Below are 26,436 nucleotides of genomic sequence, written 5' to 3' on the forward strand. Positions count from 1 at the left end.
CAGGTCTGCGCTCTGCCATGGCGGCGCTTCTCATCGTGTCGACGGTCATCTCCAGCCTACCTGCGTCCGCTCAAGTGGCGTGGCAGATGGCGACGGAATATCCTCGAAGCAATATCTCGGGAGTTGGCTTGGCAAAATTCGCGGAGCTCGTGTCCGCGCAGACGAGCGGATACGTTACGGTCAGCAATGCGTTCGACAACGAGTTGAAGATCAGCTCCGGCGAAATGTTGCGTGCGGCCCGAGAGGGACGGATTGCCGGTGGCGACGCATTCGCGGGGCCGCTCGAAGCGTCCGATCCGGTATTTGGTCTGCCGTCGCTGCCGTTTGTCGTCCAGTCCATCGAGGCGGCGCGGACCATCAACGCACGAGCGCGGCCACTCTATGAGAAGGCCTTAGCCGCGCAGGGCCTCAAGCTCCTGTACATCACCATTTGGCCGTCCACCGGCCTCTGGAGTGTCCAGCCAATCTCGACGCCGGCGGACCTGCGATCCATTGCCGCACGGACCTATGACTACAATTCGGCCGAGGTGATGCGTGCGGTCGGTGCAACGGCGGAGTACCTTCCGTTCAACGAGGCAATCGCCAAGGTAAGAAGCCATGGGCTGAATGCCATCCTGACGTCGGGCGATGGCGGGGCCGGCCGAAAGCTCTGGCAGGATCTGCCCCATTTCACGGCGATCAATTACGCGATCCCGATCTCGCTTGCCTTTGTAAGGACAGATGCCTTTGAAGCGCTCCCGGAATCGGTTCAACGCCAGGTGATGCAGGTGGCTGCCGAGACGGAACAAAGCCAGTTCCAGCTTCTGGCCAATCGCGCGGCCGAGAATTATGCGCGCATGCGCGCCAACGGGGTTGAGATCGCAGAGCCGGCGCCGGCTCCCGTTCTCGCCGCGCTCAAGCAAGGTGCGTCGGCACCAATCGCAATGTGGAAGGCCAAGGCTCCTGCGGAAGCCGTGGCTATCGTCGAGCAGGCGTTGCAGCAGCAATAGACGGTAGTGTCATCGCGCCGGCGGCGATGAGCCAAGGCGCTGCGCGCGGCGTGCAGCGCTAGTTCGTGTGTCGGCTGCGGCCTTGCGGTGCATGCGCATCGACGATCGATGAGCCAGCCGACGCGGATGTGGTCTCGACCCGAGCGGTCGCAAGATGCAGATTGCGGCGAATGTGAAATTCGAACGTACCGGCGAGCGCCGTTTCGATGGCGGAGAGGTGGGCAGCTCCATCGTCGAGCAACGCATGGCCATGACCCGCCGAGAACAGTGCGCCCGCGACGAAAATTGGAAAATAGGCGATGCATCCGGCGCCGAGATCCCTGTCGTCGATGCGCCCGCTGAAACCGTTCGCTTCGTTCGGCTTGCGGGGGTCCCAGTTCGCCGGCGGCGCGACACCAAAGTTGCCAAAGCACGGCGATAACCTCAGCTCCCGTCCCCAGGGCAGGCGCGCGATATTGCGCGCGCGATCGAGCGGGACATGCCGGCAGCAAAAGTCCAACGAGGTTTCCCGCGCAACGCTTGTCGGGGCTCTCATATTCCAACCCCAGTCCGATCGCAGGCGGACATCGAGGACACGAACCTCGAGCACGTCACCCGGTTCGGCGCCCTCGATGTGGATCGGTCCGGTCAATAGCCGCGGTGCGGCTCCGTGGGACGCCGGGATGTCGCTGCAGCCAAGCGGTTCGGCCAGGTCACTCACAAGATCGAACGCTTCATCCGGCTCGGCCGATAGCGTTTCGATCGTCACCCGATCACCAGGCGCAATTCTGATCACGGGACTGAGCCGATCATCCCACAGTCCCCAATGAAGATGATCTGGTGTCGAGGTAAGATAATGCTCCACGGTCCGTCCTTTCTCATTGGTTCTTGTTGGCGCCTCCGCGCCCGCTGCGGCACCAAGCGGCCACTTCAACGGGGTGATGGAAGCAGGGCGCTGCATGGCGAGGCTTTCGAAAGTGACGTTGGCTCAAAAGCACGATCTGTGCCAAGAGCCGTGATGCTGGGTGGAACATCCTATCTATCGCCTTATAGCCCTAGTACCCCCCGCTTCGAGCCGACATTTTGAGCTGGCCAGGTCAACCATGTGGCAGTTCCGTCCGCTCGCGCAGCGGATGGCCGGAACCGTGATGGGCGGGACCGTCAAGTTGGAATAGTGCGCGCTGCTCGTCTCACGTGCAGCCGACCTGTGGTCTTCCATCACGGATCATCTGAGACATGAGCGAGCTCGCGCGTTCGACTCATGATTTGCGATCGCCAAGCGGCACAATGATGTCGCAACGCTATTTCAAGTGCTTCTTCCTGTTTCGAGTCAAGGAATGATCGGCCTTGCCGAGCTGCCTGGTGATTCGGATGTTCTCAACCATCCGGCCAAAGGAGGCGGGCGATGACGCGCCGAGCAATTGTCGCCGGACGCAATAGCTCATCTCCCGCCGCAAGGACTGCTGCGTTCCTTCGATGGCCGCTTACTTCGCCATGGTCGTCATCTCGCGGCTGCCGAATCCGTCAGGATTGGCAGTCGCGAAAATTCTGCTAGACGTATGGGACTAACATTAGTACGATAGGTCCAATTGGCAGGAAGGGCCTGCGGTTCGCTCCTCAGCCGCTGCCGATTGCCGACAAGGAGGATGTTTTGCCGGATACCCTGGTGGAGCCGTACACGCGGCTCAGAGAGAAGATGGCGCAGCGCGACCGCAGCCTGCGCGAAAAGGTGGTGTCGCTCGAGGAAGCGGCAGGCTTCGTCCAAGATGGCATGAAAGTGGGTATTGGCGGGTCAACCATGTCCCGCACGCCGATGGCGCTGCTCTGGGAACTGATCCGCCAGCATCGCAAGGACCTTTCGATTTCGCGCTGCATCGTCTCGACGGACGGCGACCTCGTGTTCGGATCCGGCATCGCGAACCACGTCGTCACCAGCTGGTTCGCCCAGGGGATTCTCTGGGGCCTGTCCAAGGTGATGCGGCATCACGTGGAAAATGGCGGCAAGCGCTATGAGGAATGGAGCCACATGGCCGTCGGCATGCGCTTTCGCGCCGGCGGCATGGGGGTTCCGTTCCTGCCGACCCGCGCCATGCTGGGGTCGGATATCGTCGGGCAGCGCCCCGAGGCCAAGCAGATCGATTGTCCGTTCACCGGCGAGAAGCTGCTGCTGGTCCCCGCGCTCAACCCCGACGTCGCGCTGATCCACGTCCAGCGCTGCGACCCCTACGGCAACGCCCAGATCGACGGCCTGCAATTCATGGACATCGATCTCGCGCTCGCCGCCAACAGCGTGATCCTCACGACCGAGCGGATCGTGTCGAACGACCAGATCCGGCGCGCGCCGGACCAGACCAAGATCCCGTTCTTCTGCGTCGACGCCGTGGTCGAGGTTCCCTACGGATCGGCGCCGCACGAGTGCTACGGCCTCTATGAGCCGATGATGCGGCACATGGAAGCCTATGTCGCGCAGGTCAATGCCGATCCCGTGAAGGGCATGCAGGAATATCTCGACCGCTATTTTTACAGCCCGAAGTCCTGGAACGAATATCTCTCGCTGATCGGCATGGATGAGGTGTTGGAGGCAACGCAGAAGGGCAGGAGCATCTATAATGACTGAGGCGCAGCGCTACACCGCAAGCGAAATCCTCGCGATCTTGAGCGCGCGCCAGCTGCAGGACGGGCAGGTGGTCTTCGCCGGCATCGGCGTGCCGCTGCTCGCTGCAACCTTGGCCCAGCGCACCCGCTGTCCAGCCCTGACCATTCTGTTCGAGGGCGGCGTGGTCGGCGCCTTCGTCGAGCCGGGCAAATTGCCGCCCTCGACCAACGACCAGCGCTGCACCAAGCGCGCCAACATGGTCCTCGGCAGCGCCGATGTCTTGCTGCTGCTGCAGCGCGGATACGTCGATGTCGGCTTTATGGGCGGCGCCCAGATCGATCAGTTCGGCAATCTGAACTCGTCGTTCATCGGCGACCCGGCGAAGCCGAAGACGCGCCTGCCGGGTACCGGCGGCGGCAATGACATCTCCAGCCTGACCAACATGATCGTCGCGATGAAGCACGAGAAGCGGCGCTTCGTCGAAAAGGTCGACTTCATCACCAGCCCCGGGTTCATCCGTGGCGGCACCAGCCGACGCGACTCCGGGCTGCCCAGCGGCGGCATGTGGCGCGTGATTACCGAGCTCGCCGTGTTCGGCTTCGACGACAGGACCCGGCGCATCAAGGTGCTGGCGCTCAATCCCGGCGTCAGCCGTGAGGAAGTGCAGGACAATACCGGCTTCAGGCTCGACTTCGACGAGAACCTCCACGTCACGTCGCCACCGACCGATTACGAACTCGAGACGCTGCGGATGCTCGATCCCGACCGTCTCTTCACCGCTTAAAGCTACACCAAGTCCGGAGATCTATTGATGACCACGCTCGCCAACACGTTTGGTATTGCCGCGCGCAACTTCACCGCTTATCCCGAAATGCCCAACGCCAGGGCGCTCGTCGAGTACGGCGTTCGGGTCGAGGAGCTCGGCTACGACTCGGTCTGGGTCTGGGATCACATGCTTCTCGGCGTCGATCCGAACTTCCCGATCATCGATTCGTTGACGACGCTGACGGGCATCGCCACGCGCACCAAGCGGATCAAGATGGGCACCGGCATCCTGGTTCTGCCGCTCCGCAACGCCGTGGCGCTCGCCAAGCAGCTCTCGAGCATGGATCAGTTGTCCGAGGGCCGGCTGATCATGGGCATGGCGTCCGGATGGTACAAGCGCGAGTTCGACGCGCTCGGCATTCCCTTCGAGAAGCGCGGCAAGATCATGGATGAAAATCTCGAGATCATGCGTCGGCTGTGGACCGAAGAGTCGGTTACCGGCGAATACATGCGCCACAACATTTCCAAGGCCGTGATGTACCCCAAGCCGGCGCAGCCGCAAATTCCGCTGCTGATCGGCGGATACGCCGATCCGGTGCTGAAGCGTGCGGCTTTGAATGGGGATGGCTGGCTCACTTACTTCTATCGTCCAGCCGACTTCAAGAAGTCCTGGGACAAGATCATCAACTTCGCCAAGGAGGGCGGCAAGGATCCGTCGACTTTGAAGAATGCCTCGCAATTGCCGATCATGATCGGCAAATCGCGGCAGGCGGTCGAAGCCGACATGATGGACTGGCTCAACAAGGAGTGGGATTTCCCGGCTCACAGCGATTGCAGCCGCGAGAGCGCCATCATGGGCTCGGTTGATGAATGCGTCGCCCAGCTTCGCGAGCACATCGCGCTGGGCGTCCAGAAGATCATCTTCGTCCCGTACAAGTATCAGGCGGACCAGGTCGAGACCATCGCGCGTGAGATCATCCCGCGCCTGCGCGCCAAGTAACGAAACCGGAAAACGCTCAACACAGGCGACAACCAGATGACTGACCCCATACGCAAGAAGATCCTCGACAAGGTCGACGCTTCGAAGGATCACGCGATCAAGTTCCTCCAGGATATGGTCGCGATCCCGAGCGTGACCGGCGACGAAGCCGCGATCCAGAAGCACATGCACGGCTACCTGACCGAGGTCGGTCTGGAGGTCGACATGTGGGAGACCAATTGGGACGAGCTCAAGAAGCATCCCGGCTACCGCCCGGTCGATCGCGGCTATGAGAATCGTCCCAATATCGTTGCCACCCTGAAGGGCACCGGCGGCGGCCGCTCGCTGCTTCTCAACGGTCACACCGACGTGATTCCCGTCGGCAACGGCGAGGGATGGAGCGACAATCCGTGGTCCGCTTCCATCAAGAACGGGCGCATCTATGGCCGAGGTTCGTGCGACATGAAGAGCGGCGTCGCCAGCCACGTGCTCGCGGTCCAGTACTTGAAGGAGCTTGGGCTCACTCCGAAGGGTGATGTCATGATCAACATCGTCATCGACGAGGAAGTCAGCGGCCACGGCACGCTCGACACCGTCATCCGCGGATACAAGGCGGATGCCGGTATTTCCGGCGAAACCAGCGACCTGTTCGTCCAGCCGGCCTGCATCGGGCGCATCTGGTTCCAGATCGACATCGAAGGCAAGCCCGCCGGTATCCAGCAGCGCTACCTTGGCATCAGCGCCATTGAGCTCGGCAACAAGATCGTGAAGGCCGTGCAGGAGCTGGAAGACGAGCGCGTCGCGAACGTCAAGCACGCGCTCTACCCGAGCGCCATCGATTCCTTGCCCTGCATCATCGGCAGCTTCCAGGCCGGCAATTATCCGAGCGCCTTCCCGGCGAGCGCCGTCCTGAAGGGATCGATCGGCACGGTTCCGAGCGAGGACCACGAGGGCGTCAAGCAGAGTCTCGTCAAGAAGATCGCCGAGGTTGCGGCTCAGGATCCCTGGATGAAGGACCATCCTCCCGTGGTGAAGTTCGTCGGCTACGACGCCGAAGCTTCGGAGATTCCGGTCCAGCATCCGATCGTGCAGACCGTCTGCGACGTCTATACGGAAGTGACCGGCAAGAAGCCGACGATCTCGGGGCGTCAGGGTGCGGCGGACACGCGGTTCTTGAACAAGTACGCGAACACGCCAACCGTGATCTTCGGACCAGGCTCGACGGCGGTCATGCATGCGAACGACGAGTATGTGTCGATCGATGACTATCTGACGGCCATCAAGGTCATGGCGCTCAGCATCCACGACTGGTGCAATTCCGCCCCAACCAAGTAATCGAGGGCCGGCTCGATCTGGAAGGGGCCCATGGTTTGGGCCCCTCCTTTTTTGGCGGCGTCGGTGGTGCGAACTCGCTATTGTCGCATGCGGAAGAGTTCTCGAGACTCGACGCTTAATCCTAGTGATGCTATCGTTGCGATAATAGAATGATTGTTCGAGCCGTCGATCGCTCCGGACACGGACGACAAGAGGGGAGACGGAGTGGCAAAGCAGGGCGTTGGAGCTTCCATTTCCCGAAAGGAAGATGATCGCTTTCTCCGCGGACGGGGCGAATATGTCGGCGATATTCGCTTGCCCGGCATGCGCGACGTTGCGTTCGTCCGTAGTCCGCTTGCACATGCGCGGATCAAGGACATTCGCATCCCGCCGCATCTCCGCAGAAGCGTGTTCATTGCGTCAGATATCGCGGCCGATACGCGGCCTATTCGCGCGGTGTCCGGACTGCCGGGCTTCAAGCCTTCCGACCAGCCGATCCTCGCATTCGAGAAGGTCCGTCAAGTCGGCGAATTGATCGCGATGTGCGTCGCCGATACCCGCGCGGAAGCCGAGGACATTGCGGCCGCGGTCGAAGTTGATTTCGAGGAATTGCCGGCCGTGCACGACATGCTGCTGGCGCGGCGTCCGGGCTCCGCCCTGGTGCACGAAGAGTGGGGCGACAACGTCTTCCTCGAGACGTTTGTCGACATCAACATGGAAGCGGCCTACGACGCTCCGATCAAGATCACGCGCGAGATATCGACCGCGCGGCAGAGCATGGCGCCGATGGAGGGCCGCGGCACGGTTGCGGTGTGGCACAAGCGGGTGGACCAGCTCGTCCTCTACACCGGCAATCAGCAACCGCACATCGTGCGCAACGGCCTGTCGGAATGCCTCAATCTCGAGCAGCTGAAGATCCGCATCGTCTCGCCCGATGTCGGCGGCGGCTTCGGCTACAAGGGTATCGTGCTGACGGAGGATGTTTGTCTGGGTTGGCTCGCCATGCGCTGCGGCTATCCCGTGCGTTGGATCGAGGATCGTCGCGAGCATTTGACGGCGGGCGCGAACTGCCGCGAGCATCATTATAACATCACCGTCTATGCCGATCGCGACGGGAAGTTGCGCGGTGTCGAGTGCGAGGCCTCGGTCGATTCCGGCGCCTACTCGTCCTATCCGTTTTCGGCATGCCTGGAGGCCGCGCAGATCGCCAGCATCCTGCCCGGCCCGTACGACTTTCCATCCTATCGCTGCCGCACCTGGTCGGTGTCCACCAACAAGTGCCCGATCCTGCCTTACCGCGGCGTTGCCCGAACCGGGGTTTGCTATGCGATCGAACTGATGATGGATGCCATCGCCCACGAATGCGGTCTCGAGCCGTACGAGGTGAGGCTCAAGAACCTGGTGCGGCCGGAGCAGATGCCGTTCGACAACATCACCAAGAAGCACTTCGACAGCGGAAATTATCCGGAATCGCTGCGGCAGGCTCTGGCAAAGATTGATCTGGCCGGTCTCCGCGCACGCCAAAAGAAGGGCGAGCCGGACGGTCGGTTGATCGGCGTCGGCCTTTCAGTCTATTGCGAGCAGGGCGCGCACGGCACGTCGGTCTACGCAGGCTGGGGCATCCCGATGGTTCCGGGACACGAGCAGGCGACCGCCCGCATGACCCCCGACGGCGGCCTCGAGCTGCGCATCGGCGCGCATTCGCATGGCCAGAGCATGGAGACCACGCTTCCGCAGGTCGCGCACGAGATCCTTGGCATCGACGTCGCGCGCATCAAGCTGGTTCACGGCGACACCGAGTACACGCCGTACTCGACGGGCAGCTGGGGATCGCGCTGCGCGGTGATGTCCGGCGGCGCCGTTGCGACGGCCTCGCGTGAACTCGCCAAGCTCATCAAGGGCATCGGCGCGCATCTGCTGCAGACCGAGGTCGAGAACGTCAAGCTCGAGAACGGCGCGGTGGTTGGTCCATCCAACAGCGTGAAGATCGATGAAATCGCGCACACCTGGTATCGCCGGCCGCAGGATCTGCCGGCAACCGTCGATCCGAGGGGCCTGGAGGTCACCATCGGCTACAAGCCGGCGCGTGATTCAGGCACGTTCAGCTACGCGACCCATATTGCGGTGGTCGCGGTCGATCCGGAGTTGGGCGATATCGAGCTGATCGACTACGTCGTCGTCGAAGATGGTGGTCAGCTGATCAACCCGATGGTTGTCGATGGGCAAATCTATGGCGGGCTGGCGCAAGGCATCGGCACCGCAATGTATGAAGAGATGAATTTTGATACGTCGGGGCAGCCGCTCGCGTCGACCTTTGCCGACTATCTGCTGCCGGGCCCGACCGAGGTGCCCGCGCCCAAGCTTGGCCACATGGAGACGTTGGCGCCGTATACGGAGTTCGGTGTCAAAGGCATCGGCGAGGGCGGTGCTATTGCGCCTCCCGGAGCAATCGGCAATGCGGTCAATGACGCATTGCGGCCTCTCGGTGCGCAGGTCTTGCACACGCCAATGACGCCACGGCGTGTTCTCGAGGCCATTCGGGCCGCAGCCGAGAGCCGCAAGGAGAAGGCGCCCGAACTGGCGGAAGGGTTGCCGGCGTGAAACCTGTCAATTTCGACTATGCACGTCCCGATGTGGTCGATGCGGTGATCAGGCTCATCGCGGACGATAGCAGAACCGTCAAGATGATGGCGGGGAGCCAGTCGCTCGGGCCGATGTTGAACCTCAGGCTCGTGCAGCCCGATCTGATCGTCGACCTCACCGGGATCGAAGAGCTCCGCTGTTTCAGTGACGGCGCGGACGAAATCTCGATCGGGGCGTGCGTCACGCATGCCGATATCGAGGACCTCCGTGTCACCGACGTCACGCGCGGTGCGCTGCCGACGGTGGCCAACGGCATCGCTTATCGTGCGGTGCGCAATCGCGGCACCATCGGCGGAAGCTTGACGCATGCCGATCCGTCGGCCGACTGGCACTCGATCCTCGCCGCGGTTGGGGCGAAAGTCGTGCTGCGCGGCCCGGCCGGAGAGCGCACCGTGGCCGTCGAGGACTACATGGTCGGCGCCCTCGAGGCCGACCTGCGTCCTGGCGAAGTTCTCGTTCGCGTCATGGTGCCGCGACTGAGCAAATCGGCGCGCTGGGGCTATTACAAGAGCTGCCGCAAGACGGGCGAATTTGCCCATGCGATCGGCGCCTTCATGACCGACCCCGATCGCGGCATCAGCCGCGCGGTGATCGGCGCGACGGAGAGCCGTCCGATCGTCATTGCCAAGGCGAGCAATGTGATCGGCGACGGCCGCGCGCCGCGTCCGAGCGACAGTTTCGACGGCGGGGCCGTCGGCGAGATTCTGGAGAAGGCAGGGATGGTCGATCCCCTGGACAAGCAAACCCATGTCGCCGCGCTGCGCCGCGCGATCGAGCAGGCACGGCCGCAATGAGCACCTGCAACCTCAACGTCAACGGGAGCGCCGTCAGCGCGGAGATCCAGCCGCGGACGCATCTTGCGGACTTTCTCCGCGAGAAGCTCAATCTGACCGGCACCCATCTGGGCTGCGAGCACGGCGTCTGCGGCGCATGCACGCTGCTTGTCGATGGTGTGCCCACGCGCTCCTGCATCACCTTCGCGTTGGCTTGCCAGGAGGCTGACGTCACGACGATCGAGGGACTCGACGACGACGAGATCACGCGCGAGCTGCGCGCGGCCTTCACGAGGGAGCACGGCCTGCAATGCGGCTATTGCACGCCGGGAATGGTTGTGTCGGCGCGCGATGTCGTGCTGCGCATGCAGGACCCCAGCGAGCGCGATATTCGTGTGGCCATGAGCGGAAACCTTTGTCGCTGCACCGGCTATGTCGGCATCGTCCGTGCCATCCAGGGTGTGATCGCAGATCGCAGGGCGCGAGGGATCGCGGCGATTCCAAACGGAAACCGGACGCGTCTTGGGCCTTCGGGCTCCGGCAACGCGACCGCGGTTGCCGCGGCCTCCGTTCGGCCCAAGGCAAACGTCGCACCAGCGGCGAAAACGGCCGAAGCCCCGGCAGCGGCGGCAGCCTCGCTCAGGGATACGAGCTGGAAGCCGCAAACGACCTTGACGCAGAGCTTCACCGTCGGACATCCGGTCGATGACGTCTGGAATTTCTTCTCCGACATCGGCGCGGTCGCAGCCTGTCTGCCGGGCGCATCGCTGGCCGGAGAGCCGGTGGACGGTCACGTCGACGGCCAGATCAAGATCAAGGTCGGGCCGATCTCTGCCGAATTCCAAGGCGTCGCCGATGTGACCCGCGATGATGCGACCCGCACGGGCACGATTGTCGGCGCAGGCAAGGACAGGCGCAGCAACTCCTCAACCCGCGGTTTGATCGGCTATGCCGTCAAGCCGGGTGACGTGGAGAACCAAACCAGGGTCGATCTCAGCATTGGCTTCACCTTGACCGGGGCCCTGGCGCAGTTCAGCCGCTCTGGCTTGATCCAGGATGTGGCCGGACGAATCATCGCTGTCTTTGTCCAGAACCTCGAGACGCGGCTCTCCCATCGATCGGGTGGGGGCGAGGGCGAGCCGGCTATGGTTAGGGAATTCGACGCCGGCGCGCTCATGCGATCGATGGCGTTGGATTATGTGAGACGAGCGCTTCGATGGCTCTTGCGACGATCCTAGTTGTTCGGCGATAAAAACTCGCCTTTGGCGATGAAATGGACTATCTTACTATCATGAATAAGGTAGTCCCAAATTACGAGCGCAGCCGGGTCCCCCTCTACGTGCAGGTTGCATCGGTCATGCGCCAACGGGTCGAGTCCGGGCGATGGCAAGAGGGCGACAAGATCTCGACCATCGAGGAGCTCGAAACCGAATTCGGCGTCGCGCGCGTCACGATCCGGCAGGCGATCGAGATGTTGCGCAACGAGGGGCTCCTCGACGCACAGCAGGGACGCGGGACGTTCGTGTCTGGAAGACCCAAGAATCGTCACTGGCTGAACCTGGCCAATGATTTCGAGTCGATGGTCGATTCCGTCAGGAACAACGTCCTTAAGCGCGTCTATGTCGAGGAGAATGCGGATCCGCCCCGGCTCGCCGCGCATGAAGGCCGTCCCGCCGCCGGCTACGCTTTTCTCAGAAGCGTGCAATACAACGAGGACGAGCCGTTTTCGGTCGTCAACCTCCATCTGGCGCGCAACCTCTATCTCAAGGACCGCAGGCGCTTCACCCACACGGCCGCGCTGACGAAAATCATGGAGATGGACGACATAACGCTCGCCCATGCTTATCAGGTCGTGACGATCGGCGTGGCCGATCCCGAAACGGCCGAACTGCTCAAGATCGGCCTCGGCGAGCCAACCGCCGATTGTCGCCTGGTGTTGGTCGACAGCAACGGCATCGCCGTCTATGTCGCCAATATCCATTATCACCGCAGTTGCTTCGCGCTCCGCTCCGATCTTCTCGAAAAGTCGAAGAAGCGAACGAAGGCCTGACAAGGAGCGGGCGTAAGGCTCGTTCCGAATCCGCGCTAGGCGAGGATGCTGGCCGGCGAAGCGCCCACGATCTCCGTGTAGCGCTTCTGGTCGGTCGCACCTTCAGTGTTGATCAGCAGCACGCGCGACGCCTGGTTCAAGCCCAGCGATTCACGCGCGGCGCTGCTCTTGGCGGCACGCCAAAGGCCGGCCAATCCTGCAGCGCCACTTTCGCCGGCCACGATGGCCGGATCGTCGCCGGTCGGGCGCGCGAGGCGGCGCATCGCTGCTGCGGCCCCCTCTTCGCCGACCATCATGAACGCGTCCGCCTTCCGCGACAGGATACGCCAGGCAACAAGAGAAGGCTCGTAGCATTCCAGCATGGCCATGATCGTCGGCTCGCCATGGGCGATCTTGATCGGCGCGCCCGCGACGGCGCTTTGATAGAGGCATGCGGCCCGTTCGGGCTCGACGACCACGAATGTCGGCCGGCTCTTGCCAAAGACGACATCAAAGTAACCGGCGACCGCGGCCGCGAGGCCGCCGACGCCGGCCTGGATGAAGACGTGGGTGGGCGCCTCCGGCTGCTGCCGAAGGATCTCGTTCAACATCGCCGTATAACCCTGCATGACCAGTCCGGGGATGCGCTCATAGCCGGGCCAGGACGTATCCGAGACGACGATCCAATGATTGTCCTGGCAGACCTTGTCGGCGACCGCGACGGAGTCGTCGTAGGTGCCGGGCACCCGCACGATTTCCGCGCCGAAGCGGGCAATCGCCTGCACGCGCTCATCCGTGACCCCGGAATGCACGAAGATGACCGCCTTGGCTCCGACCATCTGCGCGCCGGCCGCGACCGATCGACCATGATTTCCGTCGGTGGCGCAGCCGACCGTCAGGCCGCGCGCGATCTCGCGTATCGCAGGCGTCCCGATCTCGCTGATATCCACCGCGCGGCCCAGCTTGTTGCTGGCATGCTCCAGCAGTAGCCTGACGACGGCGTAAGATCCGCCCAGAGCCTTGAAGCTGCCGAGGCCGAGCCGATGCGATTCGTCCTTGATATGGATGGACTTCACCTCGAATTCGCGGGCGAGCGCCGGCAGCGATCGCAGCGGCGTTTCCGCGTGGTTCGGTCGGAAGGTGAGAAAGCGCTCGACTTCGCTCGCTTCTTCACGCGCCAGCGTGGCGGCATCCGCCGGGTCGAGCGGTTGGTCGTGAGATGAACTTGTATTCGACAGGAACATTCGAACCGGCCTTCGCGATGAGTTGTTTGATGGGAGTTGCCGCCGCTGATCGGACGTGTCGCCATCGGGGCAGCGTAGCTTGCCAGGATTGAAGATACATACTATCATTGGGATGATAGTTCAACGGCGATCTGTGAGACGATCGCCTCCTGTCGTCGCTCCAGCCGATCTTCGGAAAAACGGGAAGTATTGCTTGCGAAACAGATTGTCATCCTAACGATAGTACGTTATAGCTCAAGCAGACGAGGTGACGGATGACCATATCGATCAACTTGAACGCCGACATGGCCGAAGGGTTCGGCGCCTACGACGTCGGTGACGATGCCGGAATCCTCAAGATCATCGGATCGGCCAATATCGCCTGCGGCTTTCACGCCGGTGACCCGCGGGTGATGCGCAACGTCGTGCGCGAAGCCAGGCGCCTCGGTGTCACGATCGGTGCTCATCCCGGTTTCAACGATCTCTGGGGCTTCGGGCGCAGGCGCATCGATATGCGCCCCGATGACCTCGAATACATGGTCGCATATCAAATTGGCGCGCTGCAGGCGATGGCGGCTTACGAAGGCGAGCGGGTCACCCACCTCAAGCCGCACGGCGCGCTCAACAACATGGCGGCCGAAGACGCCGAATACGCGCTCGCCATCGGCCGCGCCATCAAGGCCGTCGATCCGCGCATCATCTATGTGGCTCTCGCGGGGTCCGAGATGGAGAAGGCCGGCCGCAAGCTGGGGCTTCCCGTCGCAATCGAAGGCTTCTGCGATCGCCAGTACGACGACGACGGCAATCTGACATCGCGCAAGATCGCGGGCTCGGTCATCAAGGATGCGGCGGTCGCCACCCGGCAGGTGCTCGATATGGTGCTGAACAACACAATCACCTCCCGCAACGGCAAGAAGATCAAATGCAAGGTCCACTCGCTGTGCGTCCATGGCGACGAGCCCACCGGCGTCGCCACGGCCCGTGCGGTGCGGGAAGGCCTCGAGAAGGCCGGCGTCAAGCTCGTGCCACTCACCGAAATGCCCCTCGACTAATCCCGGAAAGGCCACCGAGACATGAACACGAAACCGACGATTGCCATCCTTGGAGGAACCGGTGACTTGGGATCCGGCCTCGCGAAATGCTGGCTTGCGGCCGGTTACAAAGTCATTCTCGGTTCACGCTCCGCGGAGAAAGCGAGGAGCGCGGCCCAGACCATGACCGGCGACGTCGCGGGTGACGACAATTCCGCCGCCGCGCGGGCTGCCGACATCGTGGTCGTTGCCGTGCCGTTCGCGAGCCATGACGCGACGCTGAACGAAGTCAAGGACGTGGTCCAGGGCAAGATCGTCGTGGATGCCGCGGTCCCGCTGGTGCCGCCGAAAGTGTCCGTCGTCCAGCTTCCGTCCGCCGGCTCGGCCGCGCAGATCGCGCAGCAGTTGCTCGGACCCGGCGTGCGGGTCGTCTCCGCCTTCCACAATGTGGGCGCGACCAAGCTGCACCAGGGCAGCCGGGCGGATTGCGACGTTCTGGTCTTTGGCGACGACAAGGCGGCACGCGACGTCGTCATTGGTCTCGCGAACGAAGTTGCATCCGCCGGCATCGACGGCGGCGTGCTGGCGAACTCGGCGGCGGCCGAGGCGCTCACATCCGTGCTGATCGGGATCAATCGGCGCTACAAGGTGCCCGGCGCCGGCATCCGCATCACCGGCCTGTCCGCTCGCCCGGGTACCTGATCCATGCCTGTGGACGCGCGAGTCGAATACATCGCCCTGCAGGACATTCGGCGCGTCGAGCCGGGCGAGGATCTTGCCGCGCTCATCAGTCAGGGTCTCGCCGGGATGTCGCTTGAGCTGCAGCGGGGCGACATCCTCGTCATTGCGCAGAAGATCGTCTCGAAATCGGAAGGGCGGTACGTTCGGCTGAACGACGTCGAACCTTCCCCGGCGGCGCTCGAACTCGCGGCGACGGTCGGCAAGGATCCGCGCTTCCTCGAGGTCGTGCTGCGCGAATCCTCCGAGGTCGTCAAGACGCGGCCGAACGTCGTCATCGCCGCGCACCGGCTCGGCTTCGTCATGGCCAACGCTGGCATCGATCAATCGAACATCGAACACCGTGAAGGCGAGGAGCGCGTCCTGCTGCTGCCCAAAGATCCGGACGGATCCGCGCAGAGGCTGAAGGTCGCGCTGGACGCCGCGGGCGACCTCAATCTTGGAATCATCATCAACGACAGCTTTGGCCGTCCCTGGCGCAATGGTGTCGTCGGCGTGGCGATCGGCGCCGCCGGCATTCCCTCGCTGCTGAGCCAAATCGGCGTCCCTGACATGTTCGGCCGGGCGATGCGAGTCACCGAGATCGCCATCGCCGATGAGATCGCCGGCGCGGCCTCGCTCCTGATGGGGCAGGCGGGCGAAGGGATGCCGATCATTCTCGTCCGTGGCCTCACGCTTGATGGTCCGGTCTCACCCGCGGCCGCGCTCGCGCGACCCAAGAGCCAGGACATGTTTCGATGAGTGGCGCTGACCTCAACGTTGTTGCGCTTTGCGGCGGGGTCGGGGGCGCCAAGCTTGCCCATGGTCTCAATCGCCTGCTGGGCGCCAAGCTCGCCGTCATCGTCAACACCGGCGACGATTTCGAGCATCTTGGTCTCACGATCTCGCCGGACATCGACACGGTCGTCTATACGCTGGGCGAGCTTGCCGACGAAGAGCGTGGCTGGGGGCGAGCCGGCGAAAGCTGGAACTTCATGGAGGCGCTTGGCGGCCTGAAGGGCGAGACATGGTTTCGTTTAGGAGACCGCGATCTTGCCATGCACGTCCTGCGCTCCCGCGCGCTGAGCGCCGGCGTGACCTTGACCGATTTCACCGGCAGGATTGCATCGCATCTCGGCATTGAGGCGAGCATCCTGCCGATGACCGACGATCCGTTTGCGACGATCGTCGTGACGGCCGATCAGAAGCTCGCGTTTCAACGCTATTTCGTCGAGCTCCAAGCGCGGCCCGAAGTGCGGAAGATCGAATTCCAGAGCCCGAGCGGTGGAACGGCGACCAACGCCGCATTGCGGGCCATCGGTGCCGCCGATGCCGTCATTGTCTGTCCGTCGAACCCGTATCTCAGCATCGATCCGATCCTGGCTGTACCCGGCATCCGGGCAGCCTTGGACGCGGCGAAGGCTCCCATCGTTGCAATCTCGCCGCTGGTCGGCGGCCGCGCCATCAAGGGACCGACCGCAAAGATCATGAGCGAGCTCGGCGTCGCGACCAACTGCGCCTCGATTGTCAGGCACTATGGCTTCCTCGATGGTCTGGTGATGGATCGCGAAGACCAGGCCGACGCCGATGCGATGGGCATTCCCGTGCATGTGACGAACGCGATCATGCACTCGAAGGATGAGCGCGTTGAGCTGGCACGGCAGTGTCTCGGATTTCTTGATCGACTAAACAGCTGAGCGAAGCGATGGACGATTCGGTAACCTGGGCCCTGGTGCCTGTCAAGCGGTTCAGTCAAGCAAAGAGCAGGCTGGGCGACATCCTGGTGGCGACCGAGCGCACACAGCTGGCGCAAGCCATGTTGTGCGATGTTCTCGGAAACCTGCGGGATACGCGCTCGCTGGCCGGCATCGCCGTGGTGAGCGCCGATCCGGAAGCGTTTGCGATCGCCAAGCGCTTCGGCGCGGCCATGATCTTTGATGAGGTCGAGACCGGCGTCAATGCCGCGGTGCGACGTGGCCTCGATGCGTTGCAACCATGCGGGCGGCGGGTTCTTGTCGTCCCCGCCGATATTCCGTTCGCCCGTCCGGAGGACTTCGACCACGTCATCCGGTTGCTGGACCACACGCCGATCGTGCTCGTACCCGCACTTTACGACGGCGGCACAAATGCCCTGGCGATGCGGTCACCCGACATGCTGGAGCCTCGATTTGGCGAAGACAGTTTCCGCGCGCACCGTGCTCTGGCGCGGCAGCGACAACTGAGCTGCAGCGTGTTCAAGTCGCATGGCATCGGCAAGGACATCGACTGCCCAATCGATTTTGGTCCGTATCTGGTCTCGTCGCAAGACCTCGGAACGACAGGTTCGTTTCTTGATGAGCTCAAAATTGCCGAGCGCTTCGGCATCGACGACCATCCCGTTCCCGTGAGGCTGTTCTGATGACGTCCGTCTTGAATCTCCCGTTCGACCGCCGCCTGTCCCGAAGCGAAGCCTACGAGCTGATCGATCTTGCTGACATTGATGAACTCCTAATGGCCGCCGCCAGGCGAAGGGATGCCGCGCACGGCGATGTCATCACCTATTCGCCCAAGGTGTTCATCCCGCTCACCCAGCTTTGCCGCGATGTCTGTCACTACTGCACGTTCGCCCACGCGCCGCGTTCGAACGTGAAGCCGTATCTCTCGATCGAGGAGGCGGTCGCCATCGCCAAGGCGGGCAAGGAGGCCGGCTGTCACGAGGCGCTGTTTACGCTCGGCGACAAGCCCGAGCTTCGCTACCGCGTCGCGCGTGAGGAGCTGACAAGGCTGGGCCACGAATCCTCGCTGTCGTATCTCGCCGAAGTCGCCAGGGCCGTCTTCGAGCAAACCGGCCTGCTCCCTCACGTCAATCCCGGGATCATGAGCGAGCTCGACCTGGCCATGCTGCGCAAGGTATCGGTCTCGCAGGGGATCATGCTGGAGTCCGCGTCCGATCGGCTTTGCGCGAAGGGCGGCCCCCACTTCGGATCGCCGGACAAGGTGCCCGCCGTCAGGCTTCAGACGATCAAGACTGCCGGTGAGCAGGCCATTCCGCTCACATCCGGAATCCTGATCGGCATCGGGGAGACCAGGGCCGAACGGATCGATGCATTGCTCGCGCTGCGGGACCTGAACGATGCGCATCGGCATCTGCAGGAGATCATCGTCCAGAACTTCCGGCCGAAGGTTGGGACGCGCATGGCTAATGCGCCGGCGCCATCCGTGGACGATCATCTCTGGACCATCGCTGTCGCCCGCCTGATATTCGAGCCGGAGATGAACATTCAGGCGCCGCCGAACTTGAGCCCGGCGGCCCTGGGACGCGTCGTTGCGGCAGGGATCAACGATTGGGGCGGCGTGTCGCCCGTTACGCCGGACCACGTCAATCCCGAAGCACCGTGGCCGCATCTGCGGCTCCTGGAGGCTGCAACGCGGTCAACCGGCAAGCGGCTCGAGAAGCGGCTGCCGATCTATCCGAGCTTCGCGCGCTATCCGTCGCGCTGGCTCGACAACAAGCTGCTGAAGTCGGTCCTCGATCGCATCGATGGCGATGGATTTCCTCGCAGCGACGACTGGCACCCCGGGCACATCGGTGGGCTTCCATCGCGCGAGCTCGGGTGGCTGAAATCCGCTCCGCGCAGCGCGCACGGCAGCGAGGTCACGTCAGTCGTTGCCAAGGCCCAGCGCGGCGATGAGCTTTCGGAGGGCGAGATCGTCGGGCTGTTCCGCGCTCACGAGAACGACTTCACCGGCATTTGCCGGGCGGCCGACGAACTGCGGCGCAGCGTCAACGGCGACGTGGTGTCCTACGTCGTATGTCGCAACATCAACTACACCAACATCTGCTCCTTCAAATGCCAGTTCTGCGCCTTCTCGAAGGGCAAGATGAGCGAGAATCTGCGCGGGCGTCCCTACGACCTCGAGATGTCCGAAGTTGCGCAGCGGGTCACCGAGGCCTGGGACCGCGGCGCGTCCGAGGTGTGCATGCAGGGCGGCATCCATCCTTCCTATACGGGGCAGAAGTATCTGGATATCTGTCGGGCCGTGAAGGGCGCCGTCCCGTCCATGCACCTCCATGCGTTCTCGCCGCTCGAGATCCATCAAGGCGCGCACACGCTGGGCATTTCGGTTGCCGAATTCCTGCAGGAGCTGAAGGCGGCCGGCCTGGGCACGCTGCCGGGAACGGCCGCCGAGATCCTCGACGATGAGGTACGCGAGACGCTCTGCGCGGACAAGATCAGGACCCAGCAGTGGCTCGACGTCATGCGCACGGCGCACTCGATCGGGCTCCGATCGACGGCCACCATCATGTTCGGCCATATCGAGCGTTACGACCATTGGGCGAGGCACCTGCTCCGGCTGCGGCGCTTGCAGGCGGAGACCGGCGGATTTACCGAGCTCGTGCCGTTGCCGTTCGTTCACATGGAAGCGCCGGTCTATCTCAAGGGCCGGGCGCGACCGGGGCCGACATTCCGCGAGGCGATCTTGATGCATGCGGTGTCGCGCCTCGTCCTCAACCCGCACATCACCAATATCCAGGCGTCCTGGGTCAAGATGGGACCGGAGGGGCTGCGGCACTGCCTTTCGGCCGGTGTTAACGACCTCGGCGGCACGCTGATGGACGAGAGTATCTCGCGGTCGGCCGGCGCCTCGCACGGCCAGGAAATGACGCCGCAGGCGCTCGAATCGATCATCATTTCGGCAGGCCGTGTGCCGCTTCAGCGCACGACGACGTATGGCGTCGCGGATGACGTTCGGAGGCAGCGTTCATTTGACGCGGTCCATGAGCGGCAGACCGGCACGGGCATGCGATCCGCGGGTGCTAAAGGACCCGGGCGAGGCGGTGAGATTAACAGGGATGACTGGAAATGGCGTTTGTAATCGAGCCGAATGTTGTCGACAGGAAGGGCTGGCGGCAAGCCGCGGCGCAAGCGCGCAAACTTAACCTGAAGCTGCCGACCTTCTCGCAGCTCGCGCACCCGCCGCTTCCGTCAGCCAGGGTATGGGAGGACATTGCGGCGGTCGGGCCGGATGAGCCGAGCGCCGCGAACCTCTGGCGCATGCACTGGTACAATGCGGAAGACCGCAGGGGCAGGGACCTGGTACCGGGCCATATCGTGCTGCCAAAGGAGATATCGGGCGTCGATGCCAAGATCATCGTGTTGCTCGGCGATCGCTTTCCGATGATCGGCGCGCACAAGGTCCTGCCGGCGTATGCCGCCTTGATCGAGCAGCTCGTGACGGGGCGCTTCGATCCATCCAAACAGAAGGCTGTCTGGCCCTCCACCGGCAATTATTGCCGCGGCGGCGTCGCCGTTTCGCGGATCCTCGGCTGTCGCGGCGTTGCCGTCTTACCAGAAGGGATGAGTCGCGAGCGCTTCGAGTGGCTCGAGAAGTGGGTGACGGACCCAGGCGATATCATCCGGACACCCGGCACCGAGAGCAACGTCAAGGAGATCTACGACAAGTGCGCGGAGCTCAGGCGCGACGACAGCAACGTCATTCTCAACCAGTTCTCGTCGTTCTCGAACTACCTCATCCATTATGAATGCACGGGGCGGGCGGCGGAAGATGCCTTCAAGGCGTTCAACCAGGACGACAATCACGAATTGGCGGCTTTCGTCTCGGCAACCGGATCGTCGGGAACGATCGCCGCGGGTGATTTTCTCAAGAGACGCTGGGGCTCGAAAGTCGTAGCGGTCGAGGCGCTTGAGTGTCCGACGATGCTCAACAATGGCTATGGCGAGCACAACATTCAGGGGATCGGCGACAAGCACATTCCGCTCATTCACAATGTCATGAACCTCGACTTCGTCGTCGGGGTCTCGGACCTAACCACAGACCAGCTCAACCTGCTGTTCGGCTCGCGAGCGGGCCGGGATTATCTCGAGACGCGCCGCGGTCTCGAACCCGCGCTTATGCGCGCCTTTGACCATATCGGCATCTCCGGGCTCGCCAACATCATCGCCTCGATCAAGCTGGCCAAGCAGATGAACTACGGGCCCGAGAAGGCCATTGTCACCGTGGCGACGGACAGCGCTTCCATGTACGGCAGCGAACGCAGGCAGTTCGAAGAGAAGCACTACGCGCGTGGCCTTGATCAGGTGAACGCCGCCGAAATCTTCGGCGCCTGCCTGCTCGGCGCCGCCTCCGACAATGTCGTTGAGCTGACGGAGCATTCGCGCCGGGCCGTCTTCAACCTCGGCTACTACACCTGGGTCGAGCAGCAGGGGGTTTCAGTCGCCGATTTCGAGCGGCGCCGTTCGCAGTCCTTCTGGAGCAAAATTCAGGACAGTCTGGGCGAATGGGATCAACTCACCATCGAGTTCAACAAGGAAGCGAATTTGGCGAACGCTTGATCGACACGCGCGGCATCGTGTCCGTCGAAGGAGCTTCGAAATTGGTCTAGGCGAAAGCAATCGCGCAAATGATGAGCGGCTGCGTCAAATGAGGGCACCGCGAAAACAAAAATACAGCAGGGCGCCTGCTTGACGACGGATTAGAAGTATCTTTAAGATACTAAGAATAGGATGATAGGATCATCCTGGCGGTGACGAATGGCCAGCACCCATAAGCTGGCGCGCTGCACTGGTGTTTCGTTCCCTAGGCATGGCTCATGCGAGCACAGGAGGAAAGATGAAGCGAGCACACGGATTGATTAAGGGCGCGGCCCTCGCCGCGGCGATGTCGACCGCCCTGGCGACGGGCGCGGCGGCGCAGACCATCAAGATCGGTGTCAATGAGCCGCTCACCGGTCCGTTCGCCGCTTCCGGTACCTATGTCGTGAATGGCGCAAAGATTGCCGCCGACGAAATCAATGCCAAGGGGGGCTTGCTCGGTCGCAAGATCGAGCTGGTCATCGAAGACAACAAGAGCAATCCGACGGAGGCCGCGGCCGTCGCCGAGAAGCTGATCACCGGCGACAAGGTGCCTGTGATCATGGGCGCCTGGGGCTCGAGCCTGACGCTCGCGGTGATGCCGAAGCTCATGGAATACAAGGTCCCGATGGTGGTGGAGACCTCCTCCTCGAGCAAGATCACGACGTCGGGCAATTCCTACATCTTCCGTATCTCGCCGCCGTCGTCGGTCGAGGCGACCGAGTTCAAGTCCATCATGCCGTCGCTCGGCATCAAGAAGGCCGACTTCCTCGTCATCAACAATGACTGGGGCCGTGGATCAGCCGAGGACTTCGGCAAGATCATGAAGGCCCAGAACATTCAGGTCGGCCTCGTGGAGATCATGGATCAGGCCGCACAGGACATGAGCGCGCAGCTTGCCAAGATCAAGGCAACCGACTCGGACACGATCATGGTCACGACCGCGGTCGAGCAGCTCACCCTGGTGTTGAAGCAGGCCGCAGCGCTCGGCATCACCAAGCGCATCGTCACCACCGGTGGTTCGCAGAATCCGGATCAGCTGATCGAGCAGGCGGGTGCCGCAGCGAACGGCTCCATGCATCTGACGACCTTCGCGCCCTGGTATCCGGACAAGACCCCGGATCCGGCAGCAACCAAGTATTTCCTCGGCGAGTGGAAAAAGCGTGGCTATGCGACCGCCGGCGCGACCGAGAGCTTCCGCGGCTACGACGGAATTCGCACGATCGCCAATGCGATCCAGCGGGCCGGCAAGGCAGAGCCCGCGGCGATCACCGATGCGCTTTGGACGACCGACTTTCCCGGCCTGAATGGTCAGATCAAGTTCCAGAAGCAAGGGCCGACCGGCAAGGAAAGCGGCCAGAGCATGCCCAACCTCTATCTGATCAAGATCGAGAACGAAAAGATCATCCTGTCGGGCTCCTGAGCTCGACGATCGCGGAAGGCGCCACCATAATTGGTGGCGCCTTGGCATTGCCTCGTCCATTAAACATGCTCCGAAGAGAGGATCAGCGGCCTTTCGGCCGAAAAAATCAGCATGACCGAGCTTCTGCAACACATCGTCAACACGCTCATTCTGGGCAGCACCTACGCGCTGCTGGGCATTGGGCTCACGCTCATCTTTGGCATCATGCGCGTGGTCAATTTCGCGCACGGTGAGCTCTACTCCTTCGGAGCCTATGCGCTGTATTTCGTCGGCGTTATGCTCGGCCTGAACTTCTTCCTTGCGCTGATCGTGGCCGTCGTGCTGGGCTGCTTTGCCGGTGCGCTGATCGAGGTCGTCTTGCTGCGCCCGATGCGTGGCGCGGACATCGATACGACCATGCTGGTCATGATCGGCGCCATGATCGTGATGCAGAACGGTGAGCAGTTCATCTGGGGTGGTGTCGCGAAGTCAGTTTCGACGCCGTTCCCGGAACTTCCGCTCGTCATTGGTTCGATTTCGGTGTCCTGGTTGCGCCTGTTCGTCTTCTGCGCTGCCCTTGCCCTGATCGGCGTGTCCTATCTCCTGATCAACCGCACAAAACTCGGCAAGGCGATGCGTGCCACCTTCCAGGATCGTGATGCTGCTTCGCTCATGGGCGTCAACATCCAGTTCATCTACATGGCTACGTTCGCAATCGGATCGAGCCTCGCGGCAGCGGCGGGTGCATTGCTCGGGCCCGTCTACGTCATCTCCCCGCAAATGGGCAATCTCGCTTCGCTGAAGGCTTTCGCCATCGTCATCCTGGGCGGTCTCGGCAGCATCGGCGGGGCCACCATCGGCGGCTTCTTGCTGGCGTTGGCAGAGGAGCTTGGTGCCGGATACGTTTCGTCGGGCTACCGCGATGCCATGGGCTTTCTGATCATCATCGTCGTTCTTCTCTTCAAGCCGACCGGCCTCTTTGCACGCGCGGAGCGGATCGGATGAAGCGATTGATCCCCTATATCGCGCTCGCCGCATTCGCATCCGTCCCGCTTTGGCTGCACGATCCGTATTTGCTGAACGCCTTCATCACGACGGGTATCCTCATTGTCGCGGCGATGAGCCTCAATCTCCTGCTCGGGTACACCGGACAGCTGAGCCTTGGTCACGTCGCGTTCTTTGGAATTGGAGCCTATACCAGCGCTCTCGTATCGCTGGGCTTCGATGTCGAGTTGATCGGCGGTATCCGTGTGGTTCACGAGCCCTGGCCGGTCTGGACCGGGTTTGTGATCGGAACCCTGGTTGCAGCGCTCTGCGGCTACGCCGTCGGGAAGCTGTCCTTCAAGGTGCGGGGTGCCTACTTTGTCATAGTGACCATCAGCTTTGCGGAAGTCGTCCGGCTGGTCGCGCTAAACTGGGTCGAGTTGACCCAAGGGCCGCTCGCCTTGACCTCGATCCCACCGATGACGCTGGGGGTGCCCGGAATTGGCTATCTCGACTTCTACAGCAAGCAATCCAACTACTATCTCGTGCTTGCTGTGCTCGTGGTGTCCTACATCGTCATCCAGCGTCTGGTTCATTCCCGCGTCGGGCGCGCAATGATCGCGCTCAAGGAGAACGAGTCGCTCGCGGTTTCGGTCGGCATCGACGTCACCCGCTATTTGGTGCTGGCCGCGGTCTTTTCGGCCGGCATCGCGGGGGCCGCCGGCAGCCTTTACGCCCATTACCTCAAGATCATCGACCCCGACGTGTTTGCGTTTCTCTACACGGTCACGATGGTGATCATGGTGATCTCGGGCGGCAAGGGCACCCTCGCGGGACCCATCGTCGGCGGGCTCATCTTCGGCTTCATTCCCGTCGCCGCCCGTTCTTTCGCTACCCCCGAGATTCAGTGGATCCTCTATGGCCTGCTGATGATCACCATCGTCTTCGTGTTGCCGAAGGGCATTGTCCCTGCCGTCGAGAAGTGGTTCGCAGCGCCTAGCACCCGCGCCGATCCGGAGCCTCTCCAAGCCAAGATGCACGACACGCCATGAACACCATGCCTTCCACCGATCCGCAGCCGGTTCTGTCCGTTGAACATATCGCCGTGCACTTCGGCGGCCTGACGGCGATCACCGATATGAGTTTCGTCGTCAACCAGGGCGAGATTGTCAGCCTGATTGGACCAAACGGCGCCGGCAAGACGACGGCCTTCAACGTCATCACCGGCTTTCTGCGGCCGACCAAGGGCGAGGTGCGCTACAAGAATACCTCGCTCAGCAACCTCAAGCCGCATGAAGTCACGTCGCTCGGCCTGGCGCGGACCTTCCAGCGCACCAGCGTGTTCCAGAACGTGACCGTCTTCGAGAACGTGATGATCGGCTTGCACCGACGGAGCCGGTCGACGCTGCTGGACACGCTCCTCGCGCTACCGCGCGAAGGGCGCGCGGAGGCGGAGTTGAGGAATCTTGCGCATGAGCTGCTCGAGATCGTCGGGATCGCGCGCCGTGCCGACGAGATCGCCGGGTCGCTGTCTTACGGCGACCAGCGTCTGCTCGGCGTTGCGCTTGCCCTGGCTACAGACCCATCAATGCTTTTGCTGGATGAGCCGGTGTCGGGCATGAACGCGACGGAAACCGCCCGGTTCATGGAACTGCTCAACAAGCTGCACCGCCGCGGCATGTCGATCCTGCTGGTGGAACACGATGTGCCCATGGTCATGGGCGTCTCCGATCGCATCGTCGTGCTCAACTACGGCCGCATCATCGCCGAAGGGCCGCCTGCGGCGATCCGCGGCAATCCCGAGGTCATTCGTGCCTATCTCGGTGAAGGAGCCAGCCGGCATGCTGCACATTAATGGTCTTGTTTGCCGATACGGTAAGGTCGAGGCGCTCAAGGGCGTCACCTTGTCGATCGGGCAGGGGCAGCTGGTCGCTCTGATCGGAGCGAACGGTGCGGGCAAGAGCACGACGTTGCGGGCGATCTCGGGAATCCTGCCTTCGGCGGCCGGACGGATTACGTTCGACGGCCACGACATTACGAAGTGCTCGGCGCGGGAAATCCTGAGCAAGGGAATCGCCCATTGCCCCGAAGGGCGGCGGGTATTCCCCGACATGACCGTCGACGAAAATCTCGACATGGGCGCGTATCTGCGCTCCGACCGTCGGGAGATCGCGGCGGATCGGGAGCGGATCTTCGGGATGTTTCCGCGATTGGCCGAACGCCGGCATCAGGTGGCGGGAACACTATCCGGCGGCGAGCAGCAGATGCTGGCGATCGGGCGCGCGATCATGTCCAAGCCCAGGCTCATGATGTTCGACGAGCCATCGCTCGGCCTTGCGCCCAACATCGTCGAACAGGTGTTCTCGATCATCGATAGCATCAGGAAATCCGGGACGACGGTCTTGATGGTCGAACAGAACGCCTACTCGGCGCTTGAGATGTGCGACTACGCCTACCTTCTGGAGACCGGTTCGATCGTTCTTTCCGGGAGCGGCAAGGATCTCATCGACGATGAACATGTGCGATCTGCCTACTTGGGTGGATGACGGCAGGTGAGCAGGAATGACGAGACTCTCATGGGCGGTGCGGCGCGAGCGAGGGACGAGGTGGGTTCCGACGAATGCCTGGTGCTTCTCGCGTCGTTCATGAGGGTGCGGGA

Annotated in this window: 23 protein-coding genes; 21 read left to right on the top strand and 2 right to left on the bottom strand. The window is 62.6% G+C overall.

Going from position 1 to position 26,436, the window contains the following annotated elements; all coding sequences use genetic code 11:
- The first annotated feature begins 17 nt into the window (after positions 1-17).
- Positions 18-989: a TRAP transporter substrate-binding protein gene (locus tag ACVW1C_RS30730; protein WP_456763219.1), complete on the top strand. Its 972-nt coding sequence runs from the start codon at positions 18-20 to the stop codon at positions 987-989.
- 58 nt (positions 990-1,047) lie between these two features.
- Here ACVW1C_RS30730 and ACVW1C_RS30735 read toward each other — a convergent pair whose 3' ends face one another.
- Positions 1,048-1,929, bottom strand: a complete 882-nt coding sequence (locus ACVW1C_RS30735) for an acetamidase/formamidase family protein (RefSeq protein ID WP_456761469.1) — start codon at positions 1,927-1,929, stop codon at positions 1,048-1,050.
- A 735-nt stretch (positions 1,930-2,664) separates the two neighbouring features.
- On the opposite strand from ACVW1C_RS30735, the gene ACVW1C_RS30740 reads away from it, so the two are divergent.
- The 8 genes from ACVW1C_RS30740 (at position 2,665) to ACVW1C_RS30775 (ending at position 12,088) form a co-directional block, all read left to right on the top strand.
- Positions 2,665-3,585, top strand: coding sequence for a CoA transferase subunit A (locus tag ACVW1C_RS30740; protein ID WP_456763220.1), 921 nt, complete (start codon positions 2,665-2,667; stop codon positions 3,583-3,585).
- A complete protein-coding gene (locus ACVW1C_RS30745) occupies positions 3,578-4,348 on the top strand; it encodes a CoA-transferase subunit beta (RefSeq protein WP_456761470.1) in 771 nt (256 codons plus the stop codon). The genes ACVW1C_RS30740 and ACVW1C_RS30745 overlap by 8 nt, the downstream gene beginning before the upstream one ends.
- A gap of 27 nt (positions 4,349-4,375) precedes the next feature.
- Positions 4,376-5,329, top strand: a complete 954-nt coding sequence (locus tag ACVW1C_RS30750; protein ID WP_456761471.1) for an LLM class flavin-dependent oxidoreductase — start codon at positions 4,376-4,378, stop codon at positions 5,327-5,329.
- 36 nt (positions 5,330-5,365) lie between these two features.
- A complete protein-coding gene (locus ACVW1C_RS30755; protein ID WP_456761472.1) occupies positions 5,366-6,643 on the top strand; it encodes an ArgE/DapE family deacylase in 1,278 nt (425 codons plus the stop codon).
- Between the two features lie 204 nt (positions 6,644-6,847).
- Entirely contained in the window at positions 6,848-9,223 is a 2,376-nt protein-coding gene (locus ACVW1C_RS30760) for a xanthine dehydrogenase family protein molybdopterin-binding subunit (protein WP_456761473.1), read from the top strand.
- A complete protein-coding gene (locus tag ACVW1C_RS30765) occupies positions 9,220-10,059 on the top strand; it encodes an FAD binding domain-containing protein (RefSeq protein ID WP_456761474.1) in 840 nt (279 codons plus the stop codon). The genes ACVW1C_RS30760 and ACVW1C_RS30765 overlap by 4 nt, the downstream gene beginning before the upstream one ends.
- The gene (locus ACVW1C_RS30770; RefSeq protein ID WP_456761475.1) at positions 10,056-11,276 is read left to right on the top strand and encodes a xanthine dehydrogenase family Fe-S subunit; all 1,221 of its coding nucleotides are present in this window, start codon (positions 10,056-10,058) and stop codon (positions 11,274-11,276) included. The genes ACVW1C_RS30765 and ACVW1C_RS30770 overlap by 4 nt, the downstream gene beginning before the upstream one ends.
- 53 nt (positions 11,277-11,329) lie before the next feature.
- A complete protein-coding gene (locus tag ACVW1C_RS30775; protein ID WP_456761476.1) occupies positions 11,330-12,088 on the top strand; it encodes a GntR family transcriptional regulator in 759 nt (252 codons plus the stop codon).
- A gap of 35 nt (positions 12,089-12,123) precedes the next feature.
- Here ACVW1C_RS30775 and ACVW1C_RS30780 read toward each other — a convergent pair whose 3' ends face one another.
- On the bottom strand, positions 12,124-13,311 hold the full coding sequence (locus ACVW1C_RS30780) for a diaminopropionate ammonia-lyase (protein ID WP_456761477.1): 1,188 nt from the start codon (positions 13,309-13,311) through the stop codon (positions 12,124-12,126).
- A 254-nt stretch (positions 13,312-13,565) separates the two neighbouring features.
- Here ACVW1C_RS30780 and ACVW1C_RS30785 point away from each other — a divergent pair, with 254 nt between their 5' ends.
- The 12 genes from ACVW1C_RS30785 (at position 13,566) to ACVW1C_RS30840 (ending at position 26,323) form a co-directional block, all read left to right on the top strand.
- Positions 13,566-14,342, top strand: a complete 777-nt coding sequence (locus ACVW1C_RS30785; RefSeq protein WP_456761478.1) for a LamB/YcsF family protein — start codon at positions 13,566-13,568, stop codon at positions 14,340-14,342.
- 21 nt (positions 14,343-14,363) lie between these two features.
- Positions 14,364-15,023: an NADPH-dependent F420 reductase gene (npdG, locus tag ACVW1C_RS30790; RefSeq protein ID WP_456761479.1), complete on the top strand. Its 660-nt coding sequence runs from the start codon at positions 14,364-14,366 to the stop codon at positions 15,021-15,023.
- A 3-nt stretch (positions 15,024-15,026) separates the two neighbouring features.
- Positions 15,027-15,800, top strand: coding sequence for a coenzyme F420-0:L-glutamate ligase (cofE, locus tag ACVW1C_RS30795; RefSeq protein WP_456761480.1), 774 nt, complete (start codon positions 15,027-15,029; stop codon positions 15,798-15,800).
- Positions 15,797-16,735 (top strand): 2-phospho-L-lactate transferase, encoded by a 939-nt coding sequence (gene cofD / locus ACVW1C_RS30800; RefSeq protein WP_456761481.1) that lies wholly within the window; start codon positions 15,797-15,799, stop codon positions 16,733-16,735. The genes cofE and cofD overlap by 4 nt, the downstream gene beginning before the upstream one ends.
- Positions 16,736-16,743: 8 nt before the next feature.
- Positions 16,744-17,436: a 2-phospho-L-lactate guanylyltransferase gene (gene cofC / locus ACVW1C_RS30805; protein WP_456761482.1), complete on the top strand. Its 693-nt coding sequence runs from the start codon at positions 16,744-16,746 to the stop codon at positions 17,434-17,436.
- Positions 17,436-19,895, top strand: a complete 2,460-nt coding sequence (gene cofH / locus ACVW1C_RS30810) for a 5-amino-6-(D-ribitylamino)uracil--L-tyrosine 4-hydroxyphenyl transferase CofH (RefSeq protein ID WP_456761483.1) — start codon at positions 17,436-17,438, stop codon at positions 19,893-19,895. The genes cofC and cofH overlap by 1 nt, the downstream gene beginning before the upstream one ends.
- Complete coding sequence (locus ACVW1C_RS30815) at positions 19,883-21,373, top strand: pyridoxal-phosphate dependent enzyme (protein ID WP_456761484.1); 1,491 nt, start codon at positions 19,883-19,885, stop codon at positions 21,371-21,373. The genes cofH and ACVW1C_RS30815 overlap by 13 nt, the downstream gene beginning before the upstream one ends.
- Positions 21,374-21,650: 277 nt before the next feature.
- Entirely contained in the window at positions 21,651-22,814 is a 1,164-nt protein-coding gene (locus ACVW1C_RS30820; RefSeq protein ID WP_456761485.1) for an ABC transporter substrate-binding protein, read from the top strand.
- Positions 22,815-22,925: 111 nt separating this feature from the next.
- On the top strand, positions 22,926-23,798 hold the full coding sequence (locus tag ACVW1C_RS30825) for a branched-chain amino acid ABC transporter permease (protein WP_456656969.1): 873 nt from the start codon (positions 22,926-22,928) through the stop codon (positions 23,796-23,798).
- The gene (locus ACVW1C_RS30830; protein WP_456761486.1) at positions 23,795-24,829 is read left to right on the top strand and encodes a branched-chain amino acid ABC transporter permease; all 1,035 of its coding nucleotides are present in this window, start codon (positions 23,795-23,797) and stop codon (positions 24,827-24,829) included. Before ACVW1C_RS30825 ends, ACVW1C_RS30830 begins: the two co-directional genes overlap by 4 nt.
- Positions 24,826-25,632, top strand: a complete 807-nt coding sequence (locus ACVW1C_RS30835) for an ABC transporter ATP-binding protein (protein ID WP_456761487.1) — start codon at positions 24,826-24,828, stop codon at positions 25,630-25,632. Before ACVW1C_RS30830 ends, ACVW1C_RS30835 begins: the two co-directional genes overlap by 4 nt.
- Positions 25,619-26,323: an ABC transporter ATP-binding protein gene (locus ACVW1C_RS30840; RefSeq protein ID WP_176529642.1), complete on the top strand. Its 705-nt coding sequence runs from the start codon at positions 25,619-25,621 to the stop codon at positions 26,321-26,323. The genes ACVW1C_RS30835 and ACVW1C_RS30840 overlap by 14 nt, the downstream gene beginning before the upstream one ends.
- Positions 26,324-26,436 lie beyond the last annotated feature (113 nt).

The sequence above is a fragment of the Bradyrhizobium sp. USDA 4011 genome (assembly GCF_054063415.1).

Coding starts and splice junctions, on each gene's coding strand:
- ACVW1C_RS30770 (WP_456761475.1), top strand. CDS start 10,056: ATGAGCACCTGCAACCTCAACGTCAACGGGAGCGCCGTCAGCGCGGAG.
- ACVW1C_RS30755 (WP_456761472.1), top strand. CDS start 5,366: ATGACTGACCCCATACGCAAGAAGATCCTCGACAAGGTCGACGCTTCG.
- ACVW1C_RS30775 (WP_456761476.1), top strand. CDS start 11,330: ATGAATAAGGTAGTCCCAAATTACGAGCGCAGCCGGGTCCCCCTCTAC.
- cofC (WP_456761482.1), top strand. CDS start 16,744: ATGGACGATTCGGTAACCTGGGCCCTGGTGCCTGTCAAGCGGTTCAGT.
- cofD (WP_456761481.1), top strand. CDS start 15,797: ATGAGTGGCGCTGACCTCAACGTTGTTGCGCTTTGCGGCGGGGTCGGG.
- ACVW1C_RS30745 (WP_456761470.1), top strand. CDS start 3,578: ATGACTGAGGCGCAGCGCTACACCGCAAGCGAAATCCTCGCGATCTTG.
- ACVW1C_RS30740 (WP_456763220.1), top strand. CDS start 2,665: ATGGCGCAGCGCGACCGCAGCCTGCGCGAAAAGGTGGTGTCGCTCGAG.
- npdG (WP_456761479.1), top strand. CDS start 14,364: ATGAACACGAAACCGACGATTGCCATCCTTGGAGGAACCGGTGACTTG.
- ACVW1C_RS30750 (WP_456761471.1), top strand. CDS start 4,376: ATGACCACGCTCGCCAACACGTTTGGTATTGCCGCGCGCAACTTCACC.
- ACVW1C_RS30825 (WP_456656969.1), top strand. CDS start 22,926: ATGACCGAGCTTCTGCAACACATCGTCAACACGCTCATTCTGGGCAGC.
- ACVW1C_RS30820 (WP_456761485.1), top strand. CDS start 21,651: ATGAAGCGAGCACACGGATTGATTAAGGGCGCGGCCCTCGCCGCGGCG.
- ACVW1C_RS30785 (WP_456761478.1), top strand. CDS start 13,566: ATGACCATATCGATCAACTTGAACGCCGACATGGCCGAAGGGTTCGGC.
- ACVW1C_RS30815 (WP_456761484.1), top strand. CDS start 19,883: ATGGCGTTTGTAATCGAGCCGAATGTTGTCGACAGGAAGGGCTGGCGG.
- cofH (WP_456761483.1), top strand. CDS start 17,436: ATGACGTCCGTCTTGAATCTCCCGTTCGACCGCCGCCTGTCCCGAAGC.
- cofE (WP_456761480.1), top strand. CDS start 15,027: ATGCCTGTGGACGCGCGAGTCGAATACATCGCCCTGCAGGACATTCGG.
- ACVW1C_RS30840 (WP_176529642.1), top strand. CDS start 25,619: ATGCTGCACATTAATGGTCTTGTTTGCCGATACGGTAAGGTCGAGGCG.
- ACVW1C_RS30830 (WP_456761486.1), top strand. CDS start 23,795: ATGAAGCGATTGATCCCCTATATCGCGCTCGCCGCATTCGCATCCGTC.
- ACVW1C_RS30730 (WP_456763219.1), top strand. CDS start 18: ATGGCGGCGCTTCTCATCGTGTCGACGGTCATCTCCAGCCTACCTGCG.
- ACVW1C_RS30735 (WP_456761469.1), bottom strand. CDS start 1,929: ATGCAGCGCCCTGCTTCCATCACCCCGTTGAAGTGGCCGCTTGGTGCC.
- ACVW1C_RS30780 (WP_456761477.1), bottom strand. CDS start 13,311: ATGTTCCTGTCGAATACAAGTTCATCTCACGACCAACCGCTCGACCCG.
- ACVW1C_RS30835 (WP_456761487.1), top strand. CDS start 24,826: ATGAACACCATGCCTTCCACCGATCCGCAGCCGGTTCTGTCCGTTGAA.